This window comes from Streptomyces sp. NPDC002779, from assembly GCF_042888685.1.
Lineage (GTDB): Bacteria > Actinomycetota > Actinomycetes > Streptomycetales > Streptomycetaceae > Streptomyces.
Genome location: NZ_JBIAQC010000012.1, coordinates 1 through 12,845 on the forward strand (window position 1 = coordinate 1; position 12,845 = coordinate 12,845).

A 12,845-nucleotide genomic window follows, 5' to 3' on the forward strand; every position below is an offset into this window, starting at 1 on the left:
GCATCGACGTCCTCTACGCGATGCTCCGAGACGGCACCTTCTACCAGCCACCCACCCCGGCTACAGCTTGACGAAGCCCATAGAGGCACCTTTTCCGGGCCCCCGCGGAGTGCTGGTGGGCGCGGCAGACTGTGGAGTCGACCGAGACCTCCCACTCGATGTGTCCGGCGGCATCTGCCTTGAGCTGCAGTTTCCCGCTGCGCCACCGCGAACGGTTTCCCACCGGTGCATGCCTGTCAACCATGACCTTCATTCAGCGATGAGTGCTGCTGACCGTGACGTTCCACCAGACCGCAGCCCGCAGGTGACATCGCCGGCCAGGACCGGCCGGCCCTCGGTGCTCGCGACAGCGGTGCTCCGTGCCAAGGCTTCCGCAGCTGGCCGGTATCAATGCGCCCCTGAGCCCGCAGCCACGCCCAGTTCCACTATGGCTGCGGCGATGTCCAGCCCAGGAGCAAGAACACCGGTAAACCCGCCTGACCACGCTGGCTCAGGCCCCGCCGACCACCATCTCGGCTTCAGCCTCGGTGACGGAGCCATACACCCGCAGGACGCTGTCCACCCCAGTCATGGTCAGCATCCGCTGCAACTTCGGCGGCACAGAGGCCAGCACCAGTACGGACCCGGCTCCCTCCGCCTGCCGCCAGGCCCACAGCAGCACATTCAGCCCGGCCGAATCACAGAACGACACCCCCGACAGGTCCACCACCACACACCGCAGACCCCGCGCGATCTCATCCACAAGCCGAGTGCGAAAGAACGGAGCGGTCTGCCAGTCCATCTCTCCGCCCAGCGGCAAGATCAGACACGCTCCCGACACACTCGTGTCAACCGAAGGCTCTGCGGTCATCACGCTCTCCCAACCGCCTCGAGTGGGAGACGCCACCGACTGTGATGATGAGCCTACAGATTTTCCACACATTTAGTTCTCAGTCTGTCCACAAACGGTGGCCATTTCGTGCTGCTGTCCCTAGCCATACGGATCCGTGCGCGGGCCCGCCGCACATACCTGGGGGTCGACTCATATGCCGAGTTCCGCTGCCGTCAGACCCGCGCAACGAACAGCGGTGCCCGCAGCTGCAGTTGGACCAGCCCATCGAGCAGGTCTCGCCCTTCACCGTGCCATCGGCCTGGCCACGTGCGCGCAGCGCCACGGACGCCGCTGCCCTTCGATCACGGCCGCCGCTGCGCCTGAGCGAACAGAGAGCGAACCTCGTGGCTGCCCGGCACCGTGCTGGGTCGCCGTGCCTGAGCCTGAACCACGACCGAGGATCTGGCCCGGAGCGTGGGACACGTGCCGCGCCCCACCTGCAAGACCAGCACGAAGGTGATCGCTCAGAGCGCGAGGCCGATCAGGAACGGTTGCGGGCTGGGCATGTCGCCGGAGCCGCCCCTGGGGTCGGTCAGGTGACGCAGTCACCTGCGGCGGTGGCGACCGGCGTCGTGGAGGCTCCGGCGAAGGCGTAGCGGCAGTAGCCGTCGGCGGTGGCCTTGACGGCGGTGCGGCGGCGCTTCCTATGACCTGGAACGTTTCCGATCAGGATGTGCGCATCACGCGCGCCGAGTTCGGGTACGTCCCCACCGGCATGGTGTTCGCGGTGGCGTTCTCATCTGACGCCACCCTCCTCACCACCGCCAGCCGCGACGGCAGCGTGCGGCTGCTGCCCGTACTCGTCTGAGCACCATGACCGCCGCCCGCAGGGCCGATGGCTCTTTCCCGGCCTGCGAGTAGGGCAACTCATGACCACGGAGGCTCTCGACTCCGCCTCGATCGCCTGGGGTTCAGCGTCCAGCGGGGACGCGTGGCCGCGATCCGCCTGTTCGTTGTCCAGGCGCTCGCTCCCGTGGTCGCCCGCATGCTCGGCCGCCTCAACGAGATTGCCGCCGAGGTCGACGGAGTCTTGAGCCCCTATGCCCCGGCGATCGCGCGCAAGGTGACCAGCACTCAGGCGGGTACAGGAAGCTGGTCACGCAAGATCTCGCTCACCCCGCAGGTATGCTCCCGCGCGCGCTGCGGCTGCGGCGGCCTCGGCGGCTTGGTCCGCGGCGGCTTCGTCGAGACGGTCGCCCGTGGTCAGCAGGCGGTAATAGAGGGGGGCGGAGACAGCACGGATGACCTCGTGGGCATCGGTGTCCTCAGGCACCTCGCCCCGCTCGATGGCTTGCTGGACGCAGGGCGCCCACTCCTTGACTCGGATGTCGTAGAAGTTGTGCAGGGCTTCAGCTGTCTTGGCCTCGCAGGTGGCGGCGGCGATCACCGCCTTGAACAGCGCTCCTTGCCGCGGGTCGGCCAAGGTGCGCTCCACGAGCCGGGCGTTGGCCTTGAGATCGCCGAGCAGCGAGCCGGTCTCGGTACGCGGCAGTGACTGCTCGGCCATGTCCACAAGCAGGTCAGCCACCAGGTTGGTCACCGTTCCCCAGCGGCGGTAGACGGTGGTCTTGCCCACCTCGGCACGGCGCGCGATGTCGGCGAGGTCCAGGTGGGCAAAGCCATGTTCGGCCAAGGCGTCCCCAGCCGCTTGTAGCACTGCCGACCGCACCCGCGCCGTGCGCCCTCCAGGACGGATGGTCCCCGGATCCGCACCCTCAAACCCCATAACGGGACTCCAGTTCCATTAATCGCGCACGTCTGCTACGTTGAGGAACACACTAACGGAACTCCAGAACCATTAGCTAGTCAGGCAGCGAGAGAGGGTACAGCCATGGAATACAGGCGGCTGGGTGCATCCGGCCTCAAGGTCCCCGCACTGAGTTTCGGCGCCGGCACCTTCGGCGGCCAGGGACCGCTGTTCGGCGCCTGGGGCAACACCGACGCGCGAGAGGCACGCCGCCTCGTGGACATCTGCCTGGACGCCGGGATCACGATGTTCGACACCGCCGACGTGTACTCCGGCGGCGCTTCTGAGGAGGTTCTGGGCGAAGCGATCAAAGGCCGCAGGGACCGGGTGATCGTGTCCACCAAGACCAGCCTGCCGATGGGTGACGGCCCAGGGGATGCGGGCTCCTCCCGTTCGCGTCTGATCACCGCATGCGAGGACGCCCTGCGCCGGCTCGGTACCGACTACCTCGACCTGTTCCAACTGCACGCTTTTGACGCCGGAACGCCGATCGAGGAAGTCCTGTCCACACTCGACGATCTCGTACGAGCAGGAAAGGTTCGCTACCTCGGCATCTCCAACTTCTCCGGGTGGCAGGCGATGAAGTCCCTCTCGATCGCGGAGAGGTACGGCCACCCGCGCTATGTCGCGCATCAGGTGTACTACTCCCTCATCGGCCGCGACTACGAATGGGAGCTGATGCCCCTCGGACTGGATCAGGGGCTCGGAGCCCTCGTCTGGAGCCCCCTCGGCTGGGGACGGCTCACCGGCAAGGTCCGCCGCGACCAGCCCCTGCCGGCCAATAGCCGACTGCACCACACCGCGGACTACGGCCCGCCGGTCGAGGATGAACACCTCTACCGCGTGGTCGACGCCCTTGACGAGATCGCTCAGGAGACCGGCAAGAAGATTCCGCAAATCGCCATCAACTGGCTGCTCCAGCGGCCGACCGTTTCCTCCGTCATCATCGGCGCCCGCAACGAAGAGCAGCTCTGTCAGAACCTCGGCGCCGTCGGCTGGACTCTCACGCCCGACCAGTTGGCGAAACTCAATGCGGCGAGCAGCAAGGTAGCGGCCTACCCGTACTTCCCTTACCAACGCCAGGAAGGCTTCGCTCGCCTCAACCCACCGGTCGGTGATGTTGCGGCTCTGCCTGCCGCATGACATGACATCGGTGGCTTTCGTGATGTGTAGTCGGCCTGGCCAAGTCCGCAGCCCTCGAGTACGCCACCGACCACACTCCCCCGGCCGCCTCCTTCGTCACCGGCACTTCCTCAACGTCGACGGCGGCTGCACCGCCTCATAGACACCTCCGGGGCCGGTGCAGTCATGACACTCAAGGAGCCGGGGCAGGCAGTCGTTCATGTGCAGGTTGCGGCGGTCTGGGTGGGTGGTGATCCGTCCGGGACGGTACGACAGCATGGCTGTGCTGTCGTACCGTCCCGGGCCCCGGGGCGCCGGTCAATCGAACGGCGTCAGGAACTGCTTCGGCGTCAGTGCGCGGTTGACGATGCGGGTGTCGCCCATCCACCCGTAGAAGCCCTGCCCGAACGTCTCGTCGAACTGGGTGGCGCCCAGGGTGAAGGGCTTGCCCAGGGTGGCGATGCCGGTGGAGGGCTGGGTGGGATTGCGGGCGATCTTCGAGCCGTCCACGTAGACGACCGTGCGGCGGCCGTCGTTGACGACGGCGATGTGCGTCCACCGTCCCACCGGCAGCGCGTGGCTCCACGAGGTGGGATCGGCGTCCTGCCGCTCGGGGTAGACGACGAACTGCAAGAAGCGCTCCGGCGAGAGGTTGAGGCTGCAGGTGGGCTCCAGCGGCGACCAGCCGGTGGTCTTGCCCGCGTCGCCGTTGCGGCCCTGCCAGCTCAGGATGCCCATCCAGGAATGGTCGCCCTCGAAGGGCTCCGGCAGCCGCACGAACGTCTCGATGGTGTAGCCGCGCAGGAACTTCTCGCTGTTGAGAGGCGCGCGGGGGCCGGTGGTCAGGATGGCGCCGCGGTTGGGGCTCTTGCCGCCGTCGAAGCGCAGGCTGGCGTGCGCGGGCTGGCCCGGGTGGTGGTCGGCCGAGACGGTGAGGGCCTGGGCGGCGCTGTCGTTGAGGCGGCTGACGGTCAGGTCGTTGCCGTGGCCGGACAGGTCCCGTACGACCGTCCCGTCCGGCACCGGGGCTCCCGCCGCCGGCAGGGACACGCCAGAGGTGTCAAACCGCCAGTAGGCGAGGGTGCCGCGCACGAGGACGTCGGCGGCCGGACGCGGCTTCGGCGGGACGACCGGGGCGAAGCCCGCGAAGCGCTCGTCGAAGTCGATCGCGAGGCTGAACCGGTCGACCGGGCCGCTCAGTTCGAGCGTCTCCGCCTCCAGGGGCGTGCGGGCCTCCGGGTCGCGGGCGAGGAACCACGGGGAGAAGGTCTCGATGTCGATGACATTGCGCACCAGGTCGAAGTGGTAGAGGCGGATCATGGCCGCGCCGCCGTAGTAGCGGTCCTGGTAGTTGGTGATGTGCAGGTGGACATCGTTGTCGGCGTTGTTCTTCAAAACCGTGCGGCCGGGCGGCCAGTAGTGTCCGCCGAGCGCCAGGAAGATCTGGTCGTTGCCCTTGACCAGGGCGTCCCACATGCGGGTGCCGTTGTCCGACAGGTGGGCGGTGCCGTCGTCCTGCGCCCACACCAGGTCGTGGGTGGTCAGGATGGCCGGCACCTCGGGGTGGGCGTCCAGGACATCCTGTGCCCAGCTCAGGCCCGCGGCGGACACCCGCCAGTCCAGTGCGAGGACCAGCCAGGAGCGGCCGCCGGCGCGCAGCAGGTGGTAGCTGTTGTAGCCGTCCGGGGAAGCGCCGCCGAAGGTGGGGGCGGAGGAGAAGCGGTGCGGTCCGAAGGCGTCGAGGTAGGGCGTGTCGCCGCGCTGGTCGTCGCCGGAGGCGATGTCGTGGTTGCCGGCCAGGACGCTGTAGGGGATGCGGCGGTCGATCAGACCGAACGTGTTGGAGGCCAGGTCGATCTCGTCGCGGGTGCCGTGCTCGGTGATGTCGCCGAGGTGAGTCATGAAGGCGACGTTCGCCTCACTGCGCTGGGAGAGCAGATAGCGGAACGTCGCCCGCAGCGGCTCGGGGTCGGCGCTGTCCGCGTCGAACAGGTACTGGGTGTCCGGCAGCACCGCGAGCGCGAACCGGGGGGCCTCGGTGTCGAAGCGGCGCTGGCTGCTCGGCCCGTCTGCGTGGGCGGGCGCGGCGCCGGCCACGAACGCGGAGCCTGCGAGGGCGCCGGCCGCGGGGACGGCCACGGCCGTCTTCAACAGGGCGCGTCTGTCGGGGTTCTGAGGGGGAGGTGCGTTCACGGCTGCTCCTGGGACTGGCGTGCGTTGGGGGGGCTGGACCGCACTGTTCTGGGAGGCCGTGACCGCGCCGGGTCACCGAGCTGAACGGCGCGCGACGGGCAACCGGCGGGCAGGGCGGGAATCGGGCCTCCGGCGGAAGCCGGCCGGCCGAAGGCTGCGCGATGCGGCGACGCGGGTCGCTCCGCCCGGCACCCGGATGCATCACGCCGCCTGCCGCCGGGGTTGCCCGAGGATTCCCGTTGCCCTACCGGCCGGGCGAGGCCAGGGCTTCGACACCACGGCTGAGCCGCCAGCGGCTGCCAGCGGCACACGTCGGCCGAGGGTGCCGTCGGACGGCACGAAGGTCCGTGTTCTCACGCACGTGGAAGTTGCCACCGCGTGATGCTGAACGCAGACCGCTTGGCCGTCGACAACGGCGTCAACCTGCCCTGCCAGAGGGGAGAAAGAGCCGCCACATTCTCGGAGTTCGCCGAAAGGTACTGGCTACGCCCGCCTCGACCCACCGGACACGTACGCGTCCCGTCCCGGCACGGCGGGTGCTGCGGCGGGCAGGTGAGTCAGGGCGGTGCCTCGCTCAGTCGGGTGGAGCCGTACCTCGCGGCCGTGGCGATACGCGCTGCAGGAGGGCGGCGCACCCCGATTGCGGTGACGGACGTGACTGCCTGTCAGGCGCGGTTCGAGACCGGCTCCGATTCAGCTATACAGCGGGGGTGGCCCCAGGCCGAGAGCAGGTGACTTTGTTCGCCAGTCGGCGGCAACCAGCAGCACATGGTCCTCCAGCCGCAGGCTCCACAGCCTCCATTGCCCCAGACCCTGCCGGTCAGGCATCACCCACGCGCGTGAAGCAAAGGAATGCGCCGTTCGAACGCGGAACCCCCCGGAGCGGGGGTTTTCCACATGTTCGATTTCCCATTACCCCCACCGAATAGACCTAAGCTGCACGGGCCTCCATAAAAAAGCTTATATATGCCCATACTCTCCTCCTATGTGTACGGAATTGCTCGGCGCCGACGAGCAGCGATACGAGCACCTGCGCGTGAGGCGCGATTCCGTCCCCTTCCCCCTTTCTGGAGAGTGACATGCGCGTTGTCGTCACCGGTGGCGGCGGTTTCCTGGGGTCTCATCTGTGCGAGGCATTGCTGCGACGCGGCGATGCGGTGGTGTGCCTGGACGATTTCTCCACCGGCGTTCTGGAGAACGTCGCCCACCTGCTGTCCGACCCGGCCTTCGAGCTGCGACGCGTGGACGTGAGCGAGGGCGTGGACGTGGCCGGCCAGGTCGACGCCGTCGCCCATCTCGCCTCCGCCGCCTCCCCGCCGGACTATCTGCGCCGCCCGCTGGAGACGCTCGCGGTGGGCAGCCGCGGAACGGAGAACGCCCTGCGTCTGGCCCTCCGTCATGGCGCCCGGTTCATCCTCGCGTCGACCAGCGAGATCTACGGCGACCCGCTGGTCCACCCACAGGAGGAGACGTACTGGGGCAACGTCAACTCCATCGGTCCACGCAGCGTCTACGACGAAGCGAAGCGCTTCGCGGAGGCGGTGTCGGCCGCGTACCGCCGAGCTCACGGTCTCGACGTGGGAATCGCGCGGATCTTCAACACCTACGGGCCGCGGATGAGACCGCACGACGGGCGTGTGGTGTCCAGCTTCATCACCCAGGCCCTGACCGGCGAACCGATCACCATCTACGGCGACGGTGGCCAGACGCGCAGCTTCTGCTACGTCGACGACCTGACGCGCGGCCTCCTCGCACTCCTCGACTCCTGCGAAATGGGCCCGTTCAACCTCGGCAACCCCATCGAGCGCACCGTCTGCGAACTAGCCGAAACGGTGCTCACCCTGACCGGTTCGGCATCCGTGGTGAACCATCACCCGCTGCCGGTCGACGACCCGGTCCGTCGGCGCCCGGTCATCACCCGGGCACGCGAGGTGTTGGGCTGGGCGCCCGAGATCGACCTCACTGAGGGCCTGCGCCGCACCATCGCCTACTTCGGCGCCCGCCCCGACCTGCTCGGCGTCTCGGCCGCGGCGATCCGCGGCGGCCAGGCCGAGACGGTCCCCCCGTCCTCGGCGTCGGTCGCTCACCAGGCCATCCCCGCCCCGTCCGCCGTTGGCATGCATTCCGGGGCAGCCTCCGAACCGGCCGCCGCGAACGGCTGACCAGGCCCGCCCGCCTGCACGACGGGCCCGCGGACCGCTATCGGCCGAGCAGTCCGCCGTGGCCGGACCGGTCCGCGGTCGCAGCACCGATCCCCGTTCGCGGCCCCGGCGTCCCTCCCACCCTTCACACCAAGACCCCTCACGCCACAGACCCCTCACGCCACAGACCCCTGTCGCACCGCCTGGAGATCTGTCTGCCATGACGTCGTTGGAGCAAGGGCCCGTCCTGGGGGCCGGCCTCAAGAAGGACTCCCCGCTCTCCCGCCCGGCCCCCGGTGCACCGGAGGAATGGGCGGCCCTCGGCCACGAGATCCGCGCCCTGTCGCAGGGTTCGGTGGCCTCCATCGGTCCCGACGGCCCCGTCCTGGCACGCCTCTCCCGCGGACTGACCTACCGCCCCTCCTGTTTCGTACGGGCGTTCTCACGCTCCGACCGTCTCCTGGTCCTGCTGCTCTCTGTCGGCTGGGCGGCCTGCCTGGTCTGGTTCTGGGTGTGGTGGCTCCAGCCGACCCACCGCCTCGGCTGGCCGGGCATGATCGTCAACAGCGCGCTGATGCTCTATCTGACCTACCTGCCCGTGCACTTCCTCGTCGCACTGATCCGGATGCGGCGCTTCAATCCGCGGGTCCCCGTCCCCGCGCTGCGCACCGCCTTCGTCGTCACGCGCGCCCCCTCCGAGGGCTGGGACATCGCCCGCACCACCCTGGAGGCAATGCTCGATCAGGACTTCCCTGACGATTACCACGTCTGGCTCTGCGACGAGGACCCCACCGCGGAGATCCTCGACTGGTGCCGGGCTCGCGGCGTCGGCGTCTCCTGCCGACTCGGCCACGCGGACTACCACCGCGCCGACTGGCCGCGACGCACCCGGTGCAAGGAGGGCAACCTCGCCTACTTCTACGACCACTGGGGATACGCGCACTACGACGTGGTCGCCCAGCTCGACTGCGACCACGTCCCCGGGCCCCGGTACCTCGCCGAAGTGGTCCGGCCCTTCGCCGACCCGGCCGTCGGGTACGTCGCGGCACCGAGTGTCTGCGACTCCAACGCCGACGGTTCCTGGGCGGCCCGGGGACGGCTGCATCGCGAGGCCATGTTCCACGGCCCCGTGCAGCTCGGCCACTCCGCCGGCCTCGCTCCGGTCTGCATCGGCTCGCACTACGCGGTGCGCACGACGGCGCTGCGCGACATCGGCGGTCTCGGCCCTGAGCTCGCCGAGGACTTCTCGACCACATTCCTGCTCACCTCGGCCGGCTGGCAGGGCGTGTTCGCGATCGACGCGGAAGCCCACGGCGAAGGACCCCTCACCTTCAACGCCATGATCACCCAGGAGTTCCAGTGGTCACGCAGCCTGACGGTGATGCTCCTGGGCATGGTGCCGCGGCATCTGGGCCGGATGCCCCTGAAACTGCGCATCCGCTTCGCCGCGGCACTGATGTACTACCCCCTCCTCGCCACGGCCACCATCGTGGGCCTCCTGCTGCCACCGGTCGCCGCCATCACCGGAACCCCGTGGATCGACGTCAACTATGCGGAGTTCCTCGCGCACTTCTGGAGCATGTCCGTCTGGCTGATCCTGCTGACGCTCCTGTGCCGCCGCCGCGGCCTGATGCGCCCCAGGAACGCCCCTGTCCTCGGCTGGGAGATCTGGCTCTTCGCTCTCTCCCGCTGGCCGTTCGTGGCCTGGGGCGTACTGGCCGCAGTGGCGCAGAGGATCCGGCCCCGCCAGATCACGTTCAAGGTCACGCCCAAGAAGCGCATCGGCCTGGAGCACCTTCCACTGCGGACCGTCCTCCCCTATCTGCTGATCACCCTGTTCCTGTCCGGGGCCGCCATCGTCGGCGAGTTCACCGGTCCTGCCGTCGGCTATGTGTTCCTGTGCATCCTCGGCTCGATCTCGTACGCCGCGGTGACCCTCGCGATCAGTGTGCTGCACATCAAGGAGACCGCACGCGCCGCCGGCGTCCCCGCCTCGCGAGCCCTGCACACCGCCGCGCTCCCGATCACCGCCGGCCTGCTGTGCCTGCTCCCCCTGACCCTCGCCGCCGGCGTCTTCCCCACCTACCTCACCGGCTTCTACGCCTGGTGACGGCCTTCGCGACAGAAGAAGAAACGAGGTCCTCCATGACCCGGACCATCCTGGTGACCGGCGGCGCCGGCTTCATCGGCAGCCATACCTGCGTGGAACTCCTCCGCGCCGGCGACGAGGTCGTCGTGCTCGACGACCACTCCAACAGTTCCCCCGAGGCCCTCGAACGCATCTCGAAGATCGCGGGCCGCCCGATCGCCGCGGCCCACGTGGCCGACGTACGCGACAGAAAGGCCTTGGACGCCGTCTTCGCGAGCCACCGGATCGACGCAGTGATCCACTTCGCCGCGAAGAAGGCCGTGGGCGAGTCGGTGCGCATTCCCCTGGCCTACTACGACATCAATGTCGGCGGCACCACGGCCCTGGTCTCCGCCATGCACGCGCACGGGGTGCACCGGCTCGTGTTCTCCTCCTCCTGCTCCATCTACGGTGACGCCACGAGCGTCCCGCTGACCGAGGCGTCCCCGGCCGCACCGACAAACCCGTACGCGACCACCAAATGGACCTGCGAGCGGATCCTCTCGGACCTGTGCCGGCACCTGCCGGAGCTGCGAGTGCTGGCCCTGCGGTACTTCAACCCCGCCGGCGCCCACCCCACGGGACTGCTCGGCGAGGACCCGCGCGGGGTGCCGAACAACATCATGCCGTTTCTCACTCAGATCGCCGTGGGTCGCCGCGACGCTCTCAGCGTCTTCGGAGACGACTACCCGACGCCCGACGGCACGGGCATCCGCGACTACATCCACGTCGTCGACGTCGCAGAGGGGCACCGCACAGCCCTCGACCACATCGACGACGGACCCGGCATGCGGGTCTTCAACCTCGGCACCGGCCGCGGCGCCTCCGTCCTGGAGCTCGTGCGCGCCTTCGAGGAGGCCTCCGGCCGCCCGATCCCCTACCGCGTCACCGCCCGCCGGGCCGGCGATGTCGCCGAGCTCGTCGCCGACCCGGCGAAGGTCACGGCGGCCTGGGGCTGGACCGCACGGCGGGACCTGGCCGTGATCTGCCGCGACGCCTGGAACTTCCAGCAGCACAACCCCTACGGCTACACCCCTTGACCTGCGGCACCCAACCCGCCTTTGCGCGAAAGGAGTTCCCCGCATGCGGTTGACCGTCATCGGCACGGGCTACCTCGGAGCTGTGCACGCCGCGTGCATGGCCGCCATCGGACACGACGTCCTCGGTGTCGACGTCGACACCGAGAAGATCACCGCCCTCTCCGAGGGCAGACCTCCCTTCTACGAGCCAGGCCTGGACGAGGTTCTGACCCAAGGACTCGCCTGCGGCAACCTGCGCTTCAACACCCGTCTCAGCGAAGCGGCCGCGCACGGCGAGGTCCACTTCATCTGCGTAGGCACCCCGCAACAGGCCGGTTCCCGAGCGGCCGACCTGCAATACGTCGACAGCGTCATCGACGGCCTCGTGCCGCACCTGCGTTCCTCCTGCCTCGTCGTCGGCAAATCCACGGTCCCGGTGGGCACGACGGAGCGCCTGACCGACCGCGTCGCGGACCTGGCACCCGCAGGGGTGCGGGTCGAGATCGCATGGAACCCCGAGTTTTTGCGCGAGGGATACGCCGTCGACGACACCCTGCGGCCGGACCGGATCGTCACCGGCGTGAACAGCCCGCAGGCGGATGAGACCCTCCGCCGCGTGTACGCACCGATGCTGGAAGCGGGCGTCCCCTACATCTGCACCGACCCGAACACCGCCGAGTTGGTCAAGGTCGCGGCCAACTCCTTCCTCGCCACGAAGATCTCCTTCATCAACGCCATGGCGGAGGTCTGCGACGCCGCGGGCGCGGACGTGGTCACCCTCGCCGACGCCATCGGCCACGACACCCGGATCGGACGCCGGTTCCTCAACGCCGGCGTGGGCTTCGGCGGCGGATGCCTCCCCAAGGACATCCGCGCGTTTTCCGCCCGTGCCCAGGAACTGGGGGCCGGCCCCGCGGTGGCGTTCCTCGACCAGGTGGACGAGATCAACGGACGCCAACGGACCCGGACCGTCGCACTCGCCCGCCGGATGGCCGGCGGCGACCTCACCGGCCGCCGCGTCGCCGTCCTGGGCGCAACCTTCAAGCCGGACAGCGACGACGTACGCGACTCGCCCGCGCTGGCCATCGCGGCCGCGCTGCGCACGGAGGGCGCCGACGTCCGGGTCCACGACCCCGAGGGCACCGCGAACGCCGCTCTGGCCCACCCGGAGTTGTACTGCGACACCGACCTGCTGACAGCCTGCAAGGACGCGGAGCTCGTGCTGCACCTCACCGAATGGGCCCAGTACCGTGAGCTGGATCCGGTCAAGCTGTCCCGGGTGGTCCGCACCCCCGTCCTCATCGACGGGCGCAACGCACTTGCGCACGACGAGTGGCGGTCCGCCGGCTGGACCGTCAAGGCGCTGGGACGGTCCGCCCCCAGCCCGCGACGGATGGTCGCGGCCGCTGAGCCGACACCGTCCCAGCTCGTCCCGCCCCCCGGTCCGCAGAGCAAGAGCACCGCGCCGCCGTCACCCCTCATGGCGTAACCGTCGCACCGGGCGCCCACTTCGGCGTTTCGGCACCACTTTTCTTTCATTCTGCTGTGTTGTGTCCGTATTGGGCACAGAGACGTCCCGAAGGGGTGCGCGTGAACGCGGTGAAGCGGAGCCGGACTGATCGGA

The 12,845-nt window shown here is 69.0% G+C and carries 9 protein-coding genes and 1 pseudogene; 6 read left to right on the forward strand and 4 right to left on the reverse strand.

What is annotated here, in order from left to right; translation table 11 throughout:
* Positions 1 to 88 precede the first annotated feature (88 nt).
* Positions 89 to 181: pseudogene (locus ACFYW5_RS29185) on the reverse strand (IS5/IS1182 family transposase); the annotation flags it as partial.
* Positions 182 to 490: 309 nt separating this feature from the next.
* On the reverse strand, positions 491 to 922 hold the full coding sequence (locus ACFYW5_RS29190) for an STAS domain-containing protein (RefSeq protein WP_389420091.1): 432 nt from the start codon (positions 920 to 922) through the stop codon (positions 491 to 493).
* 622 nt (positions 923 to 1,544) lie between these two features.
* Between ACFYW5_RS29190 and ACFYW5_RS29195 the strand changes: the two genes are divergently transcribed.
* Entirely contained in the window at positions 1,545 to 1,679 is a 135-nt protein-coding gene (locus tag ACFYW5_RS29195) for a WD40 repeat domain-containing protein (RefSeq protein WP_389420092.1), read from the forward strand.
* Between the two features lie 288 nt (positions 1,680 to 1,967).
* Here ACFYW5_RS29195 and ACFYW5_RS29200 read toward each other — a convergent pair whose 3' ends face one another.
* Positions 1,968 to 2,597 carry a TetR/AcrR family transcriptional regulator C-terminal ligand-binding domain-containing protein gene (locus ACFYW5_RS29200; protein ID WP_389420093.1) on the reverse strand — a complete coding sequence of 210 codons (630 nt, stop codon included), beginning with the start codon at positions 2,595 to 2,597 and terminating at the stop codon, positions 1,968 to 1,970.
* Positions 2,598 to 2,702: 105 nt separating this feature from the next.
* Here ACFYW5_RS29200 and ACFYW5_RS29205 point away from each other — a divergent pair, with 105 nt between their 5' ends.
* Positions 2,703 to 3,761 (forward strand): aldo/keto reductase, encoded by a 1,059-nt coding sequence (locus tag ACFYW5_RS29205; RefSeq protein ID WP_389420094.1) that lies wholly within the window; start codon positions 2,703 to 2,705, stop codon positions 3,759 to 3,761.
* Positions 3,762 to 4,058: 297 nt separating this feature from the next.
* Here the strand turns inward: ACFYW5_RS29205 and ACFYW5_RS29210 are convergent, their stop codons facing one another.
* On the reverse strand, positions 4,059 to 5,933 hold the full coding sequence (locus tag ACFYW5_RS29210; protein ID WP_389420095.1) for a LamG-like jellyroll fold domain-containing protein: 1,875 nt from the start codon (positions 5,931 to 5,933) through the stop codon (positions 4,059 to 4,061).
* A gap of 1,079 nt (positions 5,934 to 7,012) precedes the next feature.
* Between ACFYW5_RS29210 and ACFYW5_RS29215 the strand changes: the two genes are divergently transcribed.
* From ACFYW5_RS29215 to ACFYW5_RS29230, 4 genes are all read left to right on the forward strand, one after another.
* Positions 7,013 to 8,095 carry a UDP-glucuronic acid decarboxylase family protein gene (locus ACFYW5_RS29215; RefSeq protein WP_389420096.1) on the forward strand — a complete coding sequence of 361 codons (1,083 nt, stop codon included), beginning with the start codon at positions 7,013 to 7,015 and terminating at the stop codon, positions 8,093 to 8,095.
* A 199-nt stretch (positions 8,096 to 8,294) separates the two neighbouring features.
* On the forward strand, positions 8,295 to 10,184 hold the full coding sequence (locus tag ACFYW5_RS29220; protein WP_389420097.1) for a glycosyltransferase family 2 protein: 1,890 nt from the start codon (positions 8,295 to 8,297) through the stop codon (positions 10,182 to 10,184).
* 35 nt (positions 10,185 to 10,219) lie between these two features.
* Positions 10,220 to 11,242 (forward strand): UDP-glucose 4-epimerase GalE, encoded by a 1,023-nt coding sequence (galE, locus tag ACFYW5_RS29225; RefSeq protein ID WP_389420098.1) that lies wholly within the window; start codon positions 10,220 to 10,222, stop codon positions 11,240 to 11,242.
* Positions 11,243 to 11,285: 43 nt separating this feature from the next.
* A complete protein-coding gene (locus ACFYW5_RS29230) occupies positions 11,286 to 12,710 on the forward strand; it encodes a UDP-glucose dehydrogenase family protein (RefSeq protein ID WP_389420099.1) in 1,425 nt (474 codons plus the stop codon).
* The last annotated feature ends 135 nt before the right edge of the window (positions 12,711 to 12,845 follow it).

Coding starts and splice junctions, on each gene's coding strand:
- ACFYW5_RS29190 (WP_389420091.1), bottom strand. CDS start 922: ATGTGTGGAAAATCTGTAGGCTCATCATCACAGTCGGTGGCGTCTCCC.
- ACFYW5_RS29200 (WP_389420093.1), bottom strand. CDS start 2,597: ATGGGGTTTGAGGGTGCGGATCCGGGGACCATCCGTCCTGGAGGGCGC.
- ACFYW5_RS29205 (WP_389420094.1), top strand. CDS start 2,703: ATGGAATACAGGCGGCTGGGTGCATCCGGCCTCAAGGTCCCCGCACTG.
- ACFYW5_RS29215 (WP_389420096.1), top strand. CDS start 7,013: ATGCGCGTTGTCGTCACCGGTGGCGGCGGTTTCCTGGGGTCTCATCTG.
- ACFYW5_RS29220 (WP_389420097.1), top strand. CDS start 8,295: ATGACGTCGTTGGAGCAAGGGCCCGTCCTGGGGGCCGGCCTCAAGAAG.
- galE (WP_389420098.1), top strand. CDS start 10,220: ATGACCCGGACCATCCTGGTGACCGGCGGCGCCGGCTTCATCGGCAGC.
- ACFYW5_RS29230 (WP_389420099.1), top strand. CDS start 11,286: ATGCGGTTGACCGTCATCGGCACGGGCTACCTCGGAGCTGTGCACGCC.